The organism is Nonomuraea composti, assembly GCF_012034275.1.
In the GTDB taxonomy this organism is placed as follows: domain Bacteria; phylum Actinomycetota; class Actinomycetes; order Streptosporangiales; family Streptosporangiaceae; genus Nonomuraea; species Nonomuraea composti.
In genome coordinates this window covers 1-17,158 of record NZ_JAATEP010000105.1, presented here as the reverse complement: position 1 = coordinate 17,158, position 17,158 = coordinate 1, and the positions used below count along the sequence as shown (strand labels likewise).

Below are 17,158 nucleotides of genomic sequence, written 5' to 3'. Positions count from 1 at the left end.
ATGTTGATCGGCAAAATAGCCAGGCCGTCGAACGGCTCTCAAAATCCGGGTGCCCGCCGAGCGTCCAAATGTGCAGCATCTGCTAGTCGTAGCAGACATGCGAGTTTCAAGGCATCCACTGTCCACTCATCTGGACAGTTAACAGGAGCTCCAATTTCCACTGTATAGAACTCAGATGCCACCCTTTCAATGTCCCACCAGTGGCTTGCAGCTATCTTTCCTATAAGCTGTCCGAAGGTGCTGCGCAAATCTACGTCATCGCGCCCAAGACGGTGGCGAACTACGAGATGTTCTCCCGGCTCTACATCACGCCGGCGCTCGGCTCCAAGCGGCTCGACAAGCTGACCGTTCGGGACGTCCAAGCCTGGTTGAACAAGCTGCGCCGGTCCTGCCTCTGCTGTGACCAGGGCAAGGACGCTGCCCGGCCCGAGAGTCACAGCAACCCGAAGCGGCGTCGGCACTGCTGCGCAGTCGGTAAGTGCTGCCGGTCGCTGCCCTCGGAGTGGACCGTTCACGACGCCTACATGACGCTGCGGGCCGCGCTCAGCAACGCGGTGCGGGAGGAGACGCTAACCCGCAACGTCGCCGCCAACGTCAAGATGCCGGTCCCTCGCAAGCGCAAGGTCACGCCCTGGTCCGTCGAGGAGGCACGGGCCTTCCTGGAGTCGGCGCGCAAGAACGAGGACCCGATGTACTCGGCCTACGTCCTGGTGCTCGTCCTCGGGCTGCGCCTGGGTGAGACGCTCGGACTGCGCTGGGAAGACGTCGATCTCGACCAGGCCGAGATGACGATCGGCTGGCAGCTCCAGCGCGTCGGGGGAAAGCTGCTGCACCGCCAGACGAAGACGGACGCGTCCGACGCCACGCTGCCGTTCCCAGAGGTCGTCACGACGGCCCTCCGCGCCCGTCGACGAGCACGCGACACCGCCCGGGAAGCGGCTGGAGACGCCTGGCAGGACACCAGGCTCGTCTTCACCACCGCCAGTGGCCGGCCTATCGAGCCGTCCAACTTCCGGCGCAGCTTCGCGAATGCCTGTGCCAAGGCCGGAGTCCGCAAGGTCCACGTCCACGCAACTCGCAAGACCTGCGCATCCTTGCTCGTCGCCCTCGACGTCCACCCTCGCGTCGCCATGCAGATCCTTCGTCATTCACAGATCGCGGTGACCATGAACATCTACAGCGAAGTGTCCTCGGAGGAGACGCGAAGGCACTCAAGCGCCTGGGAGATCATCTAGAACGCTAGAACACGATGAATCACAGAAGGCCATTCCTTCCGAGGGATGGCCTTTCCTAGTGCCGTGACCGCAAACTACTTGGCGCGCAGACTCTCGATCTCGGCGGCCAATGCGGCCATGTCGCGCACATGTTCGAAGTACTTGGTCGCATACTGGTCGTCGATCACCGGAAGGATCTTCTCGCAGGCCGTGAGCAGCCGTGTCAGGCCAGAACGGTGCTGTGCGCTGATCGGGCCTTCAAGGACGCCTGCGGCGAAGCCATAGGCGTCTGCGTCGAGTATCACCATGTCCTGGTCCTCGATGTCGAGGCCGCGGAAGCCAGGCGGGAATGGCATGCCCATGTGCTCGGCCATCATCCGCGAGAGCGCGTCGAGCTTCTCTTCCAACATGCGGGAAATCATCGCCGGGCACGCTGGCGTCTTCGTGTGCGAGCGATTGGGGACATCTACTCCAGCGAATCTGAACCCGTCTGTTGCTTGGCGCTCGTAAGGTCAGCGGTCATGGCGCATGTCGTGATTTGGGTGAAGCCCTACGAGCGAGAGAACCACAACCCAGACACAGAGGGATACAAAGGCCTCTGCGGCTGGCACGGGATGACTGAGGGACGGGGTCCGTGTCCGAACGAGCCGTACGCGAGCGTGAAGCTCCGGTATGCGGACTACCAGCCGGTGCAGTCAGCCTGCGTCGAGGCTCTCAAGGAGATCTCGCAGCGCTACGGCTTCCCCATCCCACAGGAGCAGAGCGAGCGTGACGAGGCAAGTTGATGCTGTAGCTGTACTTCGCAGCTGTACAAGATCGAAACGGCCACTTCCCGATCATAGGAAGTGGCCTTCGAAGTGCAGTGGAGCCTAGGAGATTCGAACTCCTGACTTCCTGCTTGCAAACGAAGTCGAGCGCCTGTCCACCGTGTGGCTGACACCTGGGTAAGGCTACATGGTGTCCACTGTCGTCCATGTGCACATGCGGTGATGCTAGGTCGTTGTCACTCAGTTCGACACTCAGGCCGTCCGGCCTGGCCTCATGAGTCAGGAGGGCTGCGAGATCACTCGATTGATCTCCAGACGGGGTGTAGGCATTCCCACTACGCATGAGCCAGAGAGGCGGTGGTGACACTTCCAACTCGAAAGCCTGCAGGTCACCGCCCTAGAACCATTGTTGATCAGTTAAGCCTGTCGGCCGCTGGACGTCGCCTTTGCTTCACGACAGAGTCCGACCCGATATCTGATTAGCAACATAGCCCTTACTTGCTGGCCCACACGTCTAGTTCGGCGTTACGCTACATACTCTGCAACCAACGAGCCTACCAAATATGGGGCGAACATATGGAAATTCCCAAAGCCGGGGACTATTGGCTATACAGATGGATCGATGAATATGATATTCGCGAACACGCTAGAGTTGGCGACCTATTCCGATACCCTGGACCTATAGCAAGACTTGCAGAGCTCGCCAAAGAGGAACCAACGCATCCATCAGATAAAGAAATGCCCGAGGCTACAATCATGGCCGGTCGGGGAATCGACCTCTCGGCTAACATGGGATGCCTGGATTTCGAGTGCAAGCAGGAGGAGATAGAGTTCAGCTACCCAAGGATCTTGACTTACTTCGACCACATCCTCGTAGAAGGCTATAGGGCAGACAGTTTTCTTAGCCGCCTCAATCGCACCAAAAAGCGAGATATGGATGGCCTCATACATATCTTGTCCGAGCAGGTACAGCTACTGCTCTACATGCGCAGCATCAATCTTGATCAGCACCTCATCTTTGATCGGAAGAGCATGAGGGCTCACCTCTGCAAGGACTGCAGAGCAAAGCATGGGAGCACAGCGGAGTTCGTGGTTGAGAAGCTCTACGACAGAGAAACCATTGATCAGATAAAAGGGCGACTCAAGGATGAAGCTAAGATCACGTTCTATTGGAACCCGCCCAATAAGTGGTGGTTCACAGTTATACACGATTTTTTTTCCGAGCCAGCGAGAGTTGTGTTGCCTGGCCCCAAGAGTCGTCGACCACGTCGGGAAGACGTCATCAACCAAGTGTTTCATGACTGCTCTTATGGACTTCTGTCTGATTACGACTCGTCAGAACACTTCAGAATTCCTCTCGCTAAGGCGATGACTGCAACTTGGCTAGACGGAGAAGAGGTAGCGGACGAAGTAGCAGTCGCTCTCGAACTATCACTCCCCTCAATTGAGGGGATGCCATTAAGTGATCTGCTAAAACTCAGAGAGGACGAGCAACCATATTTTGAAAGTTTTCGCCATGCAGTCAGAGAGGCTATTCGCTCTCAACTAAAGAACCGCGGGTCAGCGGCCCCACGTGATGTGGCTCGCGCGGTGGAACGTGAGCACATTGCGCCTGCACTTGCTGACATCGAAAGGCGTCTTCGAGCCAGCCGACGAGCATTCGCTGCGAAGACGGGCGCAAGCATTGCCCTGGGATCAACTATCACTTCAATTGGCCTGATGGGGTCACTTCCGCTTATCATTGCAACCGGAGTTGCTGCAACAGCTACATCACTGACGCATATCTACAAATATTATGATGATCTCGGCCCCGTGCAATTGTCCGATATGTACTTCCTATGGAAAGTACAGAAGGGGACGCGTAAGCACCAGTAACAGCAAGTCGTACATTTGTGGTCATCTCCTCGTCGGGCAGGCGTAGCCATACCGGGCCGGACGTGCCAGGGCAAGCCGTCATTCGCGTGTACATGTCCCGGTGAGCTTCCTCGCGCGCTGGTTGTCCTGCCCGCACATGGCGGCTTGCCCTGGTGCGGCTGGTCTGGTGTCCCTTGGGGTGGCCGACGAGGAGGTGACCGCGCAGGACCTCAGCCACTCCCCATGGTCGGCGCCGCCTGGCTCATCTCCGAGGAGGGCCGGGGTTTGGGGCAGAGCCCCAAGGTCTTATGCCCTTCGCTTGTTCTGCCTTCCCCTCCTTCCCGCAACTGCTGCCGCCCGTTTCCGCCAGGCTGAGTCACGGGTTGAGGCTTGAGGACTGCTCGTCCTGGGTCGTCGATCGTTGGGCGGGGGTGTAGATGCATGAAGAGGGCGCAGCGCCTGGCGACTCTTGCCGCCTCCTACCGGAGGTGCCGGCTTGCCGGCACGCGCGCCGCCGCGGCGGGACCGGCCGAAGAGCCGCAGCCCGCCGCGAGCGAGCGCGCAGGGCCAGGCGTTGTGTTCGTTGGTCGCTGCGGCGGTGCGCTGTCGGCGGGCACTGAGAGTAGGACGGAGAGTCGCTGAAGCTGTTCTTCGAGGGGATTACGCCTCCCACGACGGAGACGGGTCCGGATGGGCTGGCCTGGTTCTATGCCGGTACCTTGACGCTGCTCTTCCATGGCCTCTCCTTGGAGACCTTCTCAGGCCTCTACCTGGTGTCCAGACGCCAGACGCTCTCTAACCCCAAGATCATGCGGTTCCCGCCGCTCCGCGGCGGGCTTGAAACCGCAGGGAAAGTTGTAACAGGCCAACCAGAGGTCACATGAGGCTGATTCCGTCGTGGTGCCGAATCGCTGGGGTGCCTTCGTGGAGAGCATCGAGGATGCGGATGGCGAACGCCTCGGTGACCATGTCTCGAATCTCGGGTTCGGATGCCCAGTGGAAGGCGGTGACCTCGTCGTTGGTGGCGAGCTGGCCGCCGACGGCCTTGCAACGGAACACGAGGGCCACGATGCCGCGGGTCATGTTCTTGTAGACGCCGGTAAGGGCCAAAGGCTCTACGATCAGGCCAGTCTCTTCTTGGACCTCGCGGCGGACACCGTCCGTGATGGTCTCCCCGATCTCGAGTACGCCACCAGGGGCCTGCCACTCTCCGTTGTCCGCCCGGCGCGTCAACAAGGCTCGACCCGAGTCGTCGACGACCACGCCAGCGACGCTCACCGAGTGGCGTCGGTCGAGCTCGACCATCAGTTACCTCCCACGGATAGGGTATCGGTAGTAGATGTACAGACGAGTGAAGGAGCTGGGCGTGGTCAGTGAAGGAATCCTGATTGACCAGATCGATCCGTCCAGCGATCGCGCCGTGTTCCGCCAGATCGCAGACCAGCTACGGCAGGCCATTGAGAATGGTCGACTCAGGGAAGGCGAGAAGCTGCCTTCGGAAGCGGAGCTGATCGAACACTACGGTGTTGCTCGCATGACGGTACGCCAGGCCATCCAAGAACTGCGGAACGAAGGCCTGGCGGTTGCCGAGCACGGCCGCGGGGTCTTCGTCCGCCGGCGCCCTCCAGTGAAACGCCTGGCTTCTGACCGGTTCGCCCGACGTCATCGTAAGGACGGGAAGGCTGCGTTTCTCGCCGAATCGGAGGCTGTGGGAGCCAAGCCGCAAGTCGATCACATCGCCATCAGCGAGATGCAACCACCGCAGGAGATCAGTGAGCGCCTGCGGATCGCCCCTGACACCACCGTGGTGGCCCGTAGTCGGCGGTATCTCCGGGACGGGCACCCTGTCGAGCTTGCGACCTCGTACATCCCGGTGGAGATCGCGCGCGGAACACAGATCATGGAACCGAACTCCGGGCCGGGCGGCATCTACGCGCGCATTGAAGATCAAGGACACACCCTGGAGCGGTTCGTGGAGGACGTCTCCACGCGCATGCCGACCCGCGAAGAGGCCAAGCTGCTGAACCTGTCCGCGGGTACTCCTGTGTTCCGTCTCATACGGACGGCGTACGACCTCGAAGGCATGGCGGTAGAGGTGTGCGACACGATCATGTCTGGGGATGCGTTCTTGCTGTCCTACGAACTTCCTGCGCACTAGTCGTTGACACCGCTGCTCTACTCCTCTATACATGTATCAAGCAACTCCTCTAGTCGAGTAGGCGACTAGAGCCTACGTCTCGGAAAGGGGACGCGCGTATGCGCAACATTCCGGTGGACATCGCGTCGCTGTCGTTCACGGTCGCGGGTGAGGCTGAGCCGAAGATCGTGGATCGGGCGACGGGTGAGGTGAAGAAGGACGCGGAGGGGCGCGAGCTGTACACGCTGCCGCTGCTGCCCATGCCGAACGACGACCGGCGCAACCCGGTGATCACGGTGACGTTCCCGTCCACGGACTTCCCGCAGATCGTGGTCGGCAGCAAGGTCAAGCCGGTGGGGCTGACCTGCTTCTACTGGCAGATGAACGGGCGCTCCGGGATGGGGTTTCGCTGCGAGGCGATCCGCCCGGCGCCGGAGAAGGCCGCCTAATACGAGAGGTCCCGGAGCGGCCGTGTGCTTGGCGGCTTGGGCCGCTCCGGGGTCTCCGTCCACCCACGTTAGAGGAGAGGAGACCGGTCTAGTATGGCCGACTTCGCGGTCTGGCTGGGGCTGGCGTTGCTGGCTGCTAGCTCAGGCTTGTGGGCGTGGCGGCGGTGGGCGCCGACCTCGTTCTGGTACGTGATCGGGTTTCCGGTCAAGGCGCTGGGGGTGTACGGGACTTGGCGGGCGGTGGCCTCGGGCTGCGGTCTGTCCAGGCGTCGGCGTCGCTGGCGGTGGACGTTCCCGGGCTTCCCTGGGTTGGGGGGCTGAGGCGTGGAGCTCGCGGAGTTCTGGAGGCGATTCAACGCGGAGCTGGCGGAGCTGACGCCGGAGCAGGCTGACTGTGCGCTGGCATGGTTGGCCGACCGCGAAAGTGACGCTGTGCTCGACGCCATCGCCTACGCCAAGGGGAGGTGCCCCAGGTGAAGGGCCTGATGCTTACCAAGCAGCGGCGTAGTCTGCGGCGGGTGGAGGTCGAGCGGGCTCCGCGTCTGGGGCTGTTGCGGCCGACATCCACGGGCTTCCGGGTGACGGTGCGGCTGCATGACGGCCAGACTCCCGATGATTACGAGCGCGTGCTGGACAAGCTGGCGCACGCCTGGCGGGTGCACAGTGTGCGCCTGGTCGGCTGGCGGCCGGGCAAGGTGACGCTGGCCGCGACGATGGTCGATCCTCTGGAGACAGTGGCCGGCGGTCAGTCTCTGGCCGATGGGCTGCTGCGGGTGCGGGTTGGCCGGTTGGACTCCGGCAAGTGGTTCATCATCGATTTCCGGAAGGTGCCGCACTGGCTGAACGTGGGCGCTACGCAGTCCGGGAAGTCGAATCTGGCCAACGCTCTGATCGCGGGTCTCGCGCCGCAGCCGGTGGCTCTGGTCGGCTTCGATCTCAAGGGCGGGGTCGAGTTCACTCCGTATCAGAGACGCTTGTCGGCGTTGGCCACCGAGCGTGGCGAGTGCGCGCGGCTTCTGGCTGATCTGGTCGGGATCATCACGTCTCGGATGGCGTTGTGCCGCCAGTACCGGGTCAAGAACATCTGGCACCCGCGGCTGCCGGACGAGGCACGGCCGATGCCCATCGTCGTGCTGGTGGATGAGGTGGCCGAGCTCTTCCTGATGGCCGATCCGAAGGCGGAGAAGGAAGAGGTCGCCGCGGTCGCCACCCGGCTGCTGCGTATCGCACAGCTGGGCCGCGCGTTCGGCATCTACCTGGTGGTGTGCGGGCAGCGCGTGGGCTCGGACCTGGGGCCGGGCGTGACCGCGCTGCGAGCTCAGCTGACCGGCCGGATCTGCCACATGGTGAACGATGACGAGACGGCCAAGATGTGCCTGGGCGACATGGATTCGCGGGCTGTGGTGGCTGCTCGGCAGATCTCTCCAGACCGGCCGGGCACGGCTGTGGTGCTGGGTGCTGACAGCAGGTGGCATCTGGAGCGCTCGGTGCATGTCACTGAGGAGGAAGCCGAAGCCGCGGCTGAAGAGCATGCGGGGCTGGCTCCGTCGTGGGCGCTACTGACTGGCGGACCGGCGATCGAGGTGGCCGACGCGGCGGAGTTGGAGCAGGCGGTGGAGGAGTTCACCGAACCCGACTTCGAGGATCTGCCGGTCTAGCCGTCTGACGGCAACTCTGGGCCAGGCGTGAGCCCTGATCACGCCACGTCCCTACCCGATCCATGCCTGATTGGGGAGATCAGCGTGAAGGCACGATCGAGTGCTGCCACGGCGGCACGGCAACGCGGCGCGGCCAAGTCCCGCGCGAAGTACGCCGAGCAAGCGGCAGGCCGGCGCGAGGACTACGCGTGGCTACGTGAAGAGCAAGGCCACAGCATCGCCCAGGCTGCTGAACGCGTCGGCGTGAGCTACCGGCAGGCCCAGCGTTGGGAAGCGCTCCGTCGCCAGGACGGGGAGAGTGCGCGATGAACCGGCTCGGTTCGATGGTGGTCGACTCCGCGCCGGTGACCGTCCTTGCGGTGATCGCGGCTGTCGGATCGTTCGATCACATCTCCAGCCTGGCACGCAAGTATGGCCAGCACGGCTGGCGGGCGTGGGCGGTGGCCGTCTGTATCGACCTGCTGTGCGTGATGGCTGCCCGGGAGATCCAGCGGGATAAGCGAACGGGGCGGCGTCGCCGCGGGCTGCTGTCATGGCCTGCGCTGGTATTGGCTGGCGGGATCGTGTTGACCCTGGCGGCCAACTTGGCGGAAGCCCCTCAGAGTGCGTGGGGTTGGATTCTGGCCGCGACTCCGGCCGGAGCGTTTCTCATCGCTATGTCGATGTTGGAACGGCGTGCGAGCCATTCCGACCCTGACGCGGTAGCCGTCCGCAGTGATCCTGCAGTACCTGCGTACGAAGAGCCTGCGGCAGAAGAAGGACCTGCGCAGCGTGTTCATGCTGCGCGCGTCGACGAGCCTGAGCAGCTGGCCGCTGCGCCAGAGAACGAGGCGCCACCGCAGCTCGAACAGGCTCCCTCTTCGCCCGCTTCCCCGGACAAGAACGGGCCGGTGCCGGCGCCTGCGCTGCTCGGCTACGCGCGCCGTCTGGCCACCGAGTACGAGGCCGCCCACGGCAGGCCGATCCCCACTGAGGTGCTGCGCACCCGGATGAATGTCGCCCCTGAGCTGGCCGCCGCTCTGGCTGACCGCCTGGGCCTTGGCGGCGACTGAGACGTCAATTCCGACCGACATCGACAGACGAGGAGATTCGCTGATGATGACCACCGACTCCACCGTTCGAGCCGAGTTCATCGCTGGGCTGCGTGCGCTGGCGCGGTTCCTGGCTGACAACCCCAAGGTGCCCGTGCCGAGTCATGGCGAGACGATCAGCGTCCACGCCAGTGGCACCGATCAGGAGCAGTGTGCGGCCGTGGACCGGGTGGCCGACCTGATCGGTGCACCGGCCAGCGGCGGGACGCACTACCAGACGACGCGCGACTTCGGACCGATCACCTACTGCGCGGTCGCGGTCAGCGAGCAGGTCATGAACGAGTACACCGCGGCCCTGAGTTACCGAGGGGCGGTGACGACAGCGTGAGCGCGTACCTGCCGGAGCAAGGTCGGCAGTTCCGTGGCGCGGTTGCCTGGCTGGCCATCGGTGGCATGGCGCTGGTCGCCCTGGGTTTGTCCGGTGGTTTCGGCGAGAGCGGTCCGGCCGCGCCGGCGCGCGTGGTGCCGACCGTGAGCCCGGCGAGTAGCAGCACCCCGCCGCCGATCACGTGCGAGGGGGACCAGTGCTGGTGGACCGACCTCGGCAGGCCCGAAGGGAGGTGACGGGCTGGTGACCGAAGCGAACGGGCATCCCGCACCGCTGTGGGCCTATCGGTGCTGCACCTGCAATGGCTCTGGCGTCGATGACGACAACCAGACCTGCCGCGATTGCACCGGCACCGGCATCGACAACCACACCGACGACTGAGCAGCGGAAGGAGGAGACAGCCATGGACTACGACCGGCGGGTGAGACAGCTCCGTGAGCAGGGCTACAGCCTCACTCAGGCTCACCGGCAGGCCTTCGCTGAGGCGCAGGCCGATCTGAAGGCCCGTGAAGAGGCCATGTTCGACGAGATCGAGCGGGACGGCTAGCGATCCCTGGAGTCGACCGTGAGCACCGAAGTCCAGCTTCGACGAAGGCAGACAACGAAAATCCCCCAGGGCCGATCCTCGACCAAGATTCCCGGCCCTGGAGGCTCCACGAAGGAGAACTCCACGATGGCAGCAAAGACGCGGATCTTCCACCCCGGCAAGCCGGGCATCTGGCCCGGCGGTGAGCCCCAGGCCATGCGCGACGCCTATGACGAGCTGCTCGCCCAGGACGAGGCCGACCGGGCCGAGCGAGAGCAGGCTCGGGGGTCGCGCCAATGAGAAGCCGGATGACCGAGGAGCAGCTGGCCGCCCTCAGGGCCAGGACTGCGAACTCCAACGAGCTGAACAAGCTGGCCCAGGCCGCCAACGGCCACGGAGTGACCAGCGTAGAGCGGCGCAGGGCCGAAGCCCAACTGGAGGCCGCGGTCGGGACGAGGAAGGCCAAGCGCCTGCGTGAGGACGCCCTGCGGCAGGCCGGCGCACGAGGCAAGGGCCTGGGGCGCTGGTTCGGCTGAGGTTGCGGGTGCTCGCTCAGCTCTTCACCGGGTTGGGCGGGTGCCCGGAGCTTCACGCCCTGCGTGATCGGCACGGGACCGGAAGGAGCCCAATGAGCCGCTACCAGGTGGTTGTCATCGAGACTCTGGCGACTGGTGAACACCACGCGTGGAGCGTGGCCCGCCGTGTGGTGAACCACTTCGCGACCGCTGCGTGTCAGCGCCCCATCAGAGTTCGCGCCCGGGGACACGAGCGACAGCTTGCCTGCGGTCGTCGTCTGCCCGCTGACCAGCAGTGCGCAGCCTGTCGGCCGCACATCACGATCGTCGAGGTAAGGAGGAACATTCAGTGAGCGATGCGGGGACGCTCGCCGTACTAACTGGGACGGCCGTTCGTGACCTGGCCCGGCATTCGAGCACCAACCTGATCCGCTGGCTAGACCAAGTTCATCGTCTGCACGGCTGTGCCGAACCGGTCCGGCTGACTGGCGAGAGCATCACTCTGGATGCCGCGTCCGGCGAAGTCCTGGCCCACTACCGCACGGATAACGAGCCACACGGACAGCTACTCATCCGGTGTGGGAATCGACGCGCCTCCCGCTGCCCGTCCTGCTCCGAGCTGTATCGCCGGGACACCTACCACCTCATCCGGGCTGGGCTCCTCGGAGGCGCGAAGGGCGTGCCCACCACCGTGCGCACGCATCCGAAGGTCTTCGCTACACTGACTGCTCCGACATTCGGTGCGGTGCATCGGGGACCCGGCAAAGATGGCGTCGCTCCGGTGTGCCATCCCCGCCGCTCCGGCCCTGCCTGCTTCGAACGCCACCAGGCCGGCGACACCAGGATCGGTCAGCCTCTCGACCCAGATGCCTACGACTACGTCGGTCACGTGCTGTGGAACGCGCACGCGGGTGACCTCTGGCGCCGCTTCACCGTCTACCTGCGGCGTCATCTGGCGGCCTCGGCCGGGCTGACCCAGACCGCGTTCAGCAAGGCGGTACGGATGTCGTTCGCCAAGGTCGCCGAATACCAGGCCCGTGGCGTCGTGCACTTTCACGCCGTGATCCGCCTCGATGGCCGGACCACTGAGCCGACCGACGTCGAGCCGCCTCCGGCGTGGGCCACGGTGCAGCTGCTGGACAGCGCGATCCGCTCGGCCGCCGCTGCCGTAAGGCTGGAGGCACCTCGGCTCGGGCAACCGACCGAGCACCTGGTTTGGGGTCGCCAGGTTGACGTCAAGCAGGTTCATGGCGGCGACTTCGACGGCGAGCTGTCCGAACAAGCGGTCGCGGGCTACATCGCCAAGTACGCCACCAAGGCCGCGGAAGCCTCTGGGACCCTGGACCGCCGGATCCACGAGCATGACCTGACTCACCTGCACGAGCGAGGAGCTACCCCGCACGCTGCACGACTGATTCGCACGGCCTGGCGGCTCGGCCACCCTGACACCTTCCCCGAGCTGACCGGCCTGCGGCTGCGCAAGTGGGCCCACATGCTCGGATTCCGCGGCCACTTCTCCACGCGGTCCCGCGCCTACTCCACCACCCTCGGCGCCATCCGGCAGGAACGCGCCGACTACCGGCATGAGCAGCTGCGCGCGGCCGGCCTGATGCCGCAAGAGGACGACACCACGCTCGTGCTCGCCCACTGGAGCTTCGCCGGCCAGGGCTACACGCCCGGCGAGTCTCTGCTCATTGATTCTCTCGATCCGCCTAAGGAGGGCCATCCATCATGAACGCGACCGACGACGTGCGGCTCTATCGAGTCCGAGATGCCATGACGCTCCTCGGGCAGAGCCGTTCGTCGATCTATGAGCTGATCCGTTCAGGCCGACTGCGCACGGTCAAGGAGGGACGGACCAGGCTGGTTCCCTCGACCGCCATCCGCGAGTACATCGCACTCCTCGAACGCGAGGCGGAAGCTCGATGATGGCCAAGAGAAGAAGCCCAGGTGACGGCGGTCTTCATTGGGATGAGCGGCGGCAGCGCTGGATCGCCTCGGTGACGATCGGCTACAACTCGGTCGGGAAGCGGATCGTCAAGAAGGGCAGCGGCAAGACCAAGACGGAGGCCAAGGCCAAGCTGAAGGAGATCCTCCGCGACCACGAGGACGGCCTGGCGATCGCGCCGCACGACTACACTGTGTCGGATGCCGTGACCTACTGGCTGGAACACGGACTCCGCGGCAGGGACGAGAAGACCGTGAGGCTCTACACCGACTTCGCCCGGCTCCACATCGTCCCGCCTCTGGGCCGCCGCAAGCTCCGTGACCTGTCGGTGGAGGATGTCGACAAGTGGCTGGCCGACAAGGCCACCATACTGAGCACGCGTTCGCTGAAGCTGCTCCACTCCGTGCTCAACCGGGCGATCAGGAACGCGATGAAGCGAGACAAGGTGCGGCGGAATGTCGTCGACTTGTGCGACGTGCCCGAGGGGCAGGCAGGCCGGCCTTCCCGTGCGCTGTCCGTGGCGCAGGCTGAAGCCGTGGTCGTCGCGGCTGAACAGGCAGACCTTCGGATCGGTGCGTACGTCCTGCTCTCGCTGCTCACTGGAGCTCGTACGGAAGAGGTACGGGCACTGACGTGGTCTCACGTGGTGGCCTTCGATGAAAGCCGCCAGGCGTGGCTTCCGGTCGGTGAGGCGGGCTGGAAGCATCGGGAGTTCGCGATGTACGTCTGGCGATCGGTGCGCAAGAAGGGCGATACGAAGACCGTGAAGTCGCGCCGTACACTCAAGCTGCCCGCTCGCGCGGTGAAGGCGCTGCGGTTGCTGATGGAGGCCCAGGAGAAGGCGCCGGCCGCGGTGGACGGCGTGACGGACGGCCTGGTGTTCTGCACGAAGAACGGCACGGCCCTGAGCGCCACCAACGTGCGCCGGGACTTCCGCAAGGTCATTGTGAGCGCGGGCCTGGCGGGTGGCGAGTGGACGCCGCGCGAGCTGCGGCACAGTTTCGTGTCGCTCCTGTCGGACTCCGGCGTGCCGATCGAGGACATCTCGCGGCTGGTGGGCCACGCGAACACCGTGGTGACGGAGACGGTCTACCGGTTCCAGCTCCGGCCGGTGCTGCTGCAAGGGGCGGAGGCCATGGACAGCATTTTCCCAGCGCAGGAGGAGGCGTAGTCACTCAGTAAGTCACGCACCCCCACTAAGTGATCTTAGGTGGGGGTGCGTTGTTGCTGGTGGAGCCTAGGAGATTCGAACTCCTGACTTCCTGCTTGCAAAGCAGGCGCTCTGCCAACTGAGCTAAGGCCCCTTCGACGAAGATAGCTTACCGGGCGGAGGAAGCTACCTGCGTCGTACCAAGGTCGTCGCTCAGGATCAAGTTCGGGAAGTCGGCGATCGAGTCGAGGATGTGGGTGGCGCCGCCCTTCAAGAGGCGTTCCCGGCTGTGTACGCCTGTCATGACGCCGGCCACGATCGAAGCCCCCGCTCGTTTGCCGCAGAGCATGTCGCTCTCCGAGTCTCCTATGACGGCCACCTGGCGTACGTCCTGGATTCCGAGCCGGAGTACGGCGTGGAGGACCATGTCGGGCCAGGGGCGGCCGCGGCCGCCGGCGTCTTCTGGGGAGATGGCAAGGTCGATCTTGTCGTGCCAGCCCAGGACGCTGAGGACGCGGCTCAGGGTGGTGCGGCTGAAGCCGGTGATCAGGGCGAGCTTGATGCCGGTGCCGCGGAGCTTGTCGAGGACCTCCAGGACTCCGGGCACGGGGACGAGCCCCGCCCGCTCCAGCGCTCCCTCGTAGGAGCGTTCGAACGTCAGGTTCGCCGCCTGGGCCTGGGCCTCGTTGCCGGGGAAGATCCCACGGAAGACATCGATCTTGGGGCATCCCCGGGACCGGTGCACGTGAACCATGGCACGCGCGTACGCTCCGGTCCCGGGCACTATGCCCTGGGTCGCGATCGCCTCGGCGAAGGCGCGCTCGACCATGGCGATGTCACCGACTGTGGTGCCTGCCAGGTCCAGGCACGCCAGCTTGATGGGGACGACGTCACTCATCGCCTCGCCGGTCGGTTAGTTCTCGCTACCGGTCGCCTCGGTCCAGAGATCGAGCTCTGCGCGGTCGGCCTGCACCTTACGCCAGATCAGCAACCCCCCAAGGGCGATCAGCGCCAGAACGAGCAGCTTCTTCACGGTGTGACCCCACTTCTTCGACGGTCTCACCTGCCGGGGTGAGACCCAACGGTTGACAAGCAGCCTAGCAAGGTATGGCTGCGGTCCCTGTGTTGTGCTCTGACCAGATGGGCCCAATGGGTGGCCCATCTGGGACAACAGCTCGATCATGCCAAATATCCAGCCTGGATGCGCACCCTGATCGGTCCCGGTTCGGGTTCCGGTCCCGGTTCGGGTTCCGGTCCCGGTTCGGGTTCCAGTCCCGGTTCGGGTTCCAGTCCCGGTTCGGGTTCCAGTCCCGGTTCGGGCCGGGGTCCGGGTTCCTGTGACGTCGCGCCTCCACTTGGCGTCGCACCTCTCCCTCCCCGGCTACACCTCTTGGAAGTGCCGGCGTGGTCGGTGGCCTCTCCCTGGTTCCACATCTTGGAGGTGCGCACGGCCGTTCCCGGTTTTGGTTTTGCGTGCTGCAGGTACGGGCCGCGCTGGGTGGCGCCTCTCTGATTTCACGTCCTGGAGCCTGCGGTGTCGTGCCGCTGGACGTGCTCTGCCTATGGCTCGGGCGAGAGAGGTGCGAGGCGCGAGACGCGGGGAAGAGGGGACGATTCAGGCGGTTCGGGAGGGCTTTGCAGATCCGGCGCACATCGCACTTGACATACCCCTGGGGGGTACATTAACTTCTCGACCGTTCGAAGGTACCCGGTGGGGGTATGAGAGACGGGACAGGCAAAGTGACGAATGACACGTCGCCGGGCCGGCCTCGTCCGTATCCCCCAAGAGGGGCTGAAGACAGTGACGACGTACGAGGAGACAGCGATGAGCACCGCCACCTACACCGTGAAGGGCATGACCTGCGGCCACTGCGTGAGCTCGGTCAAGGAGGAGGTCAGCGGGGTCGCCGGCGTCACCGGCGTCGAGGTGGATCTGGCGTCCGGCCTGCTGACCGTGGACAGTGACGGTCCCGTCGACCCGGCGAAGATCACCGCCGCCGTCGAAGAGGCCGGTTATGAAGTGGCGAACCCATGAACACCGCGATGAAGCTCGGCTCGTACGCCCTGGGCCTGGCCGTCGTCTTCGGCGGCGGCCTGGGCGTGGGCAAGGTGGTGGCCCCCGAAGCGAGGACCAGCCCTCATGCCACCCGGCCCGAGCAGCAGCACCAGCAGCACCAGCAGCACCAGCCGGCGGACACCGCCGCGGACACCCCCGGGGGGCTCCAAGTGTCGCAGGACGGCTACACACTCAACCCGATCACCTCGATCACGACCGGCGTCCCGGCCGACTTCAGGTTCACGGTGATCGGCCCCGACGGCAAGCCGGTCACCGACTACAAGGTCGAGCACGACAAGAAGCTGCACCTCATCGTCGTCTCCCGCGACCTGACGAGCTTCCAGCACCTCCACCCCGAGCTGGCCCCCGACGGCACCTGGTCGGTGAAGCTGACGCTGCCGAAGGCGGGCCCGTACCGGGCGTTCGCCGACTTCGCCCCGGCGGGCGGGGAGAAGCTGACGCTCGGCGCGGACCTTCAGGCCGCGGGTGACTACCGGCCGGAGCCGCTGCCCCACGTCAGCCGTACGGCGATCGTCGGCGACTACACGGTGAACCTGGCCGGCGACCTGGTCGCGGGCCGGTCGAGCAAGCTCACGCTGACGGTCAGCAAGAATGGGGAGCCGGTCACCGACCTGGAGCCCTACCTTGGGGCGTACGGTCATCTGGTGGCGCTGCGCGCGGGGGATCTTGCGTACCTGCACGTGCACCCGGAGGAGAGCGAGCAGGCGGGGCCTGAGATCACCTTCTACGCGGAGGCTCCCAGCCGCGGCGACTTCCGCCTGTTCCTCGACTTCAAGCACGAGGGCAAGGTCCGTACGGCGAGCTTCACCGCCACGGCCACCCTGTCGGACGGGCACGCCCCGTCCGCGACCCACGATCACAGCCACTGAGAAAGAGCCCACTGAAGAAAGGAGAGGTGATGTCTTCTCTGGGCGGAGCCACCCAGGACAGAGCTGTCGAACTCACGATCGGCGGCATGACGTGCGCGTCCTGCGCGAACCGCATCGAGCGCAAGCTGAACAAGCTGGACGGCGTGACGGCGACGGTCAACTACGCGACGGAGAAGGCGAAGGTCACCTTTCCCGAGGGCGTCGAGCCGCAGCAGCTGATCGCCGAGGTGGAGAAGGCCGGTTACACGGCGGAGCTGCCCGTGCCGGAGACGCCTCCCACGGAGCCTGAGGACGAGCTGCAGTCGCTGCGGCAGCGGCTGGTCACGTCGGTGGTGCTGGCGGTGCCGGTGATCGCGATGGCGATGATCCCGGCGTTGCAGTTCACCAACTGGCAGTGGCTGTCGCTGACGCTGGCCGCCCCGGTGGTGGTGTATGCCGGTTGGCCGTTCCACAAGGCGGCCTGGACCAATCTGCGCCACGGCGCCGCCACCATGGACACGCTGATCTCGATCGGCACGCTGGCCGCGCTGGGCTGGTCGTTGTGGGCGCTGTTCTTCGGCAGCGCCGGCACTCCC

26 protein-coding genes and 1 tRNA gene are annotated in these 17,158 nt (G+C 64.8%); 21 read left to right on the top strand and 6 right to left on the bottom strand.

Annotated elements, in window-relative coordinates; genetic code table 11:
• Positions 1-38: 38 nt before the first annotated feature.
• A complete protein-coding gene (locus HCN51_RS63310; protein ID WP_428981592.1) occupies positions 39-248 on the bottom strand; it encodes an HD domain-containing protein in 210 nt (69 codons plus the stop codon).
• Here HCN51_RS63310 and HCN51_RS56645 point away from each other — a divergent pair.
• Positions 201-1,235, top strand: a complete 1,035-nt coding sequence (locus HCN51_RS56645; protein WP_206069088.1) for a tyrosine-type recombinase/integrase — start codon at positions 201-203, stop codon at positions 1,233-1,235. The two genes, HCN51_RS63310 and HCN51_RS56645, sit on opposite strands and share 48 nt — an antisense overlap.
• A 74-nt stretch (positions 1,236-1,309) precedes the next feature.
• On the opposite strand, the gene HCN51_RS56640 is transcribed toward HCN51_RS56645, so the two are convergent.
• Positions 1,310-1,624: a hypothetical protein gene (locus tag HCN51_RS56640; RefSeq protein ID WP_168022049.1), complete on the bottom strand. Its 315-nt coding sequence runs from the start codon at positions 1,622-1,624 to the stop codon at positions 1,310-1,312.
• A 132-nt stretch (positions 1,625-1,756) separates the two neighbouring features.
• Here HCN51_RS56640 and HCN51_RS56635 point away from each other — a divergent pair, with 132 nt between their 5' ends.
• Both HCN51_RS56635 and HCN51_RS56630 read left to right on the top strand, forming a co-directional pair.
• Complete coding sequence (locus HCN51_RS56635) at positions 1,757-1,999, top strand: hypothetical protein (RefSeq protein ID WP_168022048.1); 243 nt, start codon at positions 1,757-1,759, stop codon at positions 1,997-1,999.
• A 558-nt stretch (positions 2,000-2,557) separates the two neighbouring features.
• Complete coding sequence (locus HCN51_RS56630; RefSeq protein WP_168022047.1) at positions 2,558-3,856, top strand: hypothetical protein; 1,299 nt, start codon at positions 2,558-2,560, stop codon at positions 3,854-3,856.
• An 855-nt stretch (positions 3,857-4,711) separates the two neighbouring features.
• Here HCN51_RS56630 and HCN51_RS56625 read toward each other — a convergent pair.
• The gene (locus HCN51_RS56625; RefSeq protein ID WP_168022046.1) at positions 4,712-5,140 is read right to left on the bottom strand and encodes an NUDIX hydrolase; all 429 of its coding nucleotides are present in this window, start codon (positions 5,138-5,140) and stop codon (positions 4,712-4,714) included.
• 61 nt (positions 5,141-5,201) lie between these two features.
• Here HCN51_RS56625 and HCN51_RS56620 point away from each other — a divergent pair, with 61 nt between their 5' ends.
• From HCN51_RS56620 to HCN51_RS56550, 15 genes are all read left to right on the top strand, one after another.
• Complete coding sequence (locus HCN51_RS56620; protein ID WP_346434183.1) at positions 5,202-5,993, top strand: GntR family transcriptional regulator; 792 nt, start codon at positions 5,202-5,204, stop codon at positions 5,991-5,993.
• A gap of 98 nt (positions 5,994-6,091) precedes the next feature.
• Positions 6,092-6,421, top strand: coding sequence for an SCO3933 family regulatory protein (locus tag HCN51_RS56615; protein ID WP_168022044.1), 330 nt, complete (start codon positions 6,092-6,094; stop codon positions 6,419-6,421).
• Between the two features lie 324 nt (positions 6,422-6,745).
• Positions 6,746-6,898, top strand: a complete 153-nt coding sequence (locus HCN51_RS56610) for a hypothetical protein (protein ID WP_168022043.1) — start codon at positions 6,746-6,748, stop codon at positions 6,896-6,898.
• Positions 6,895-8,079 (top strand): FtsK/SpoIIIE domain-containing protein, encoded by a 1,185-nt coding sequence (locus tag HCN51_RS56605; RefSeq protein WP_346434182.1) that lies wholly within the window; start codon positions 6,895-6,897, stop codon positions 8,077-8,079. Before HCN51_RS56610 ends, HCN51_RS56605 begins: the two co-directional genes overlap by 4 nt.
• An 84-nt stretch (positions 8,080-8,163) precedes the next feature.
• The gene (locus HCN51_RS56600) at positions 8,164-8,388 is read left to right on the top strand and encodes a helix-turn-helix domain-containing protein (protein ID WP_168022042.1); all 225 of its coding nucleotides are present in this window, start codon (positions 8,164-8,166) and stop codon (positions 8,386-8,388) included.
• The gene (locus HCN51_RS56595; RefSeq protein ID WP_168022041.1) at positions 8,385-9,131 is read left to right on the top strand and encodes a DUF2637 domain-containing protein; all 747 of its coding nucleotides are present in this window, start codon (positions 8,385-8,387) and stop codon (positions 9,129-9,131) included. The genes HCN51_RS56600 and HCN51_RS56595 overlap by 4 nt, the downstream gene beginning before the upstream one ends.
• A gap of 43 nt (positions 9,132-9,174) precedes the next feature.
• On the top strand, positions 9,175-9,498 hold the full coding sequence (locus HCN51_RS56590; protein ID WP_168022040.1) for a hypothetical protein: 324 nt from the start codon (positions 9,175-9,177) through the stop codon (positions 9,496-9,498).
• Positions 9,495-9,734, top strand: a complete 240-nt coding sequence (locus HCN51_RS56585) for a hypothetical protein (protein ID WP_168022039.1) — start codon at positions 9,495-9,497, stop codon at positions 9,732-9,734. The genes HCN51_RS56590 and HCN51_RS56585 overlap by 4 nt, the downstream gene beginning before the upstream one ends.
• A gap of 7 nt (positions 9,735-9,741) precedes the next feature.
• On the top strand, positions 9,742-9,879 hold the full coding sequence (locus tag HCN51_RS56580; protein WP_168022038.1) for a hypothetical protein: 138 nt from the start codon (positions 9,742-9,744) through the stop codon (positions 9,877-9,879).
• 22 nt (positions 9,880-9,901) lie between these two features.
• Entirely contained in the window at positions 9,902-10,045 is a 144-nt protein-coding gene (locus tag HCN51_RS56575) for a hypothetical protein (RefSeq protein WP_168022037.1), read from the top strand.
• Between the two features lie 126 nt (positions 10,046-10,171).
• Positions 10,172-10,324 (top strand): hypothetical protein, encoded by a 153-nt coding sequence (locus HCN51_RS56570; RefSeq protein WP_168022036.1) that lies wholly within the window; start codon positions 10,172-10,174, stop codon positions 10,322-10,324.
• 8 nt (positions 10,325-10,332) lie between these two features.
• Positions 10,333-10,560: a hypothetical protein gene (locus HCN51_RS56565; protein ID WP_168022035.1), complete on the top strand. Its 228-nt coding sequence runs from the start codon at positions 10,333-10,335 to the stop codon at positions 10,558-10,560.
• Between the two features lie 328 nt (positions 10,561-10,888).
• Positions 10,889-12,274 (top strand): replication initiator, encoded by a 1,386-nt coding sequence (locus HCN51_RS56560; RefSeq protein WP_168022034.1) that lies wholly within the window; start codon positions 10,889-10,891, stop codon positions 12,272-12,274.
• Complete coding sequence (locus tag HCN51_RS56555; RefSeq protein WP_168022033.1) at positions 12,271-12,468, top strand: helix-turn-helix domain-containing protein; 198 nt, start codon at positions 12,271-12,273, stop codon at positions 12,466-12,468. The genes HCN51_RS56560 and HCN51_RS56555 overlap by 4 nt, the downstream gene beginning before the upstream one ends.
• Before the next feature lie 71 nt (positions 12,469-12,539).
• Positions 12,540-13,658 (top strand): site-specific integrase, encoded by a 1,119-nt coding sequence (locus tag HCN51_RS56550; RefSeq protein WP_346434181.1) that lies wholly within the window; start codon positions 12,540-12,542, stop codon positions 13,656-13,658.
• 57 nt (positions 13,659-13,715) lie between these two features.
• On the opposite strand, the gene HCN51_RS56545 is transcribed toward HCN51_RS56550, so the two are convergent.
• From HCN51_RS56545 to HCN51_RS60950, 3 genes are all read right to left on the bottom strand, one after another.
• Positions 13,716-13,791 (bottom strand) — tRNA-Ala (locus tag HCN51_RS56545).
• Positions 13,792-13,806: 15 nt separating this feature from the next.
• The gene (locus tag HCN51_RS56540; protein ID WP_080044093.1) at positions 13,807-14,535 is read right to left on the bottom strand and encodes an HAD-IA family hydrolase; all 729 of its coding nucleotides are present in this window, start codon (positions 14,533-14,535) and stop codon (positions 13,807-13,809) included.
• A gap of 15 nt (positions 14,536-14,550) precedes the next feature.
• A complete protein-coding gene (locus HCN51_RS60950; protein ID WP_020542320.1) occupies positions 14,551-14,670 on the bottom strand; it encodes a DLW-39 family protein in 120 nt (39 codons plus the stop codon).
• A gap of 792 nt (positions 14,671-15,462) precedes the next feature.
• On the opposite strand from HCN51_RS60950, the gene HCN51_RS56535 reads away from it, so the two are divergent.
• The 3 genes from HCN51_RS56535 to HCN51_RS56525 all read left to right on the top strand — a co-directional run.
• The gene (locus HCN51_RS56535; RefSeq protein WP_080044094.1) at positions 15,463-15,672 is read left to right on the top strand and encodes a heavy-metal-associated domain-containing protein; all 210 of its coding nucleotides are present in this window, start codon (positions 15,463-15,465) and stop codon (positions 15,670-15,672) included.
• On the top strand, positions 15,669-16,583 hold the full coding sequence (locus HCN51_RS56530; protein WP_168022032.1) for a ShlB/FhaC/HecB family hemolysin secretion/activation protein: 915 nt from the start codon (positions 15,669-15,671) through the stop codon (positions 16,581-16,583). Before HCN51_RS56535 ends, HCN51_RS56530 begins: the two co-directional genes overlap by 4 nt.
• 29 nt (positions 16,584-16,612) lie before the next feature.
• Positions 16,613-17,158, top strand: a 546-nt coding sequence (locus HCN51_RS56525) for a cation transporter (RefSeq protein ID WP_168022031.1), incomplete at its 3' end; no start/stop codon positions are given.

Bases quoted from the DNA above. Each gene is read 5' to 3' on its own strand.
- HCN51_RS56640 (WP_168022049.1), bottom strand. From the start codon at position 1,624: ATGTTGGAAGAGAAGCTCGACGCGCTCTCGCGGATGATGGCCGAGCAC.
- HCN51_RS56630 (WP_168022047.1), top strand. From the start codon at position 2,558: ATGGAAATTCCCAAAGCCGGGGACTATTGGCTATACAGATGGATCGAT.
- HCN51_RS56625 (WP_168022046.1), bottom strand. From the start codon at position 5,140: ATGGTCGAGCTCGACCGACGCCACTCGGTGAGCGTCGCTGGCGTGGTC.
- HCN51_RS56615 (WP_168022044.1), top strand. From the start codon at position 6,092: ATGCGCAACATTCCGGTGGACATCGCGTCGCTGTCGTTCACGGTCGCG.
- HCN51_RS56595 (WP_168022041.1), top strand. From the start codon at position 8,385: ATGAACCGGCTCGGTTCGATGGTGGTCGACTCCGCGCCGGTGACCGTC.
- HCN51_RS56590 (WP_168022040.1), top strand. From the start codon at position 9,175: ATGATGACCACCGACTCCACCGTTCGAGCCGAGTTCATCGCTGGGCTG.
- HCN51_RS56575 (WP_168022037.1), top strand. From the start codon at position 9,902: ATGGACTACGACCGGCGGGTGAGACAGCTCCGTGAGCAGGGCTACAGC.
- HCN51_RS56570 (WP_168022036.1), top strand. From the start codon at position 10,172: ATGGCAGCAAAGACGCGGATCTTCCACCCCGGCAAGCCGGGCATCTGG.
- HCN51_RS56565 (WP_168022035.1), top strand. From the start codon at position 10,333: ATGACCGAGGAGCAGCTGGCCGCCCTCAGGGCCAGGACTGCGAACTCC.
- HCN51_RS56555 (WP_168022033.1), top strand. From the start codon at position 12,271: ATGAACGCGACCGACGACGTGCGGCTCTATCGAGTCCGAGATGCCATG.
- HCN51_RS56540 (WP_080044093.1), bottom strand. From the start codon at position 14,535: ATGAGTGACGTCGTCCCCATCAAGCTGGCGTGCCTGGACCTGGCAGGC.
- HCN51_RS56535 (WP_080044094.1), top strand. From the start codon at position 15,463: ATGAGCACCGCCACCTACACCGTGAAGGGCATGACCTGCGGCCACTGC.
- HCN51_RS56530 (WP_168022032.1), top strand. From the start codon at position 15,669: ATGAACACCGCGATGAAGCTCGGCTCGTACGCCCTGGGCCTGGCCGTC.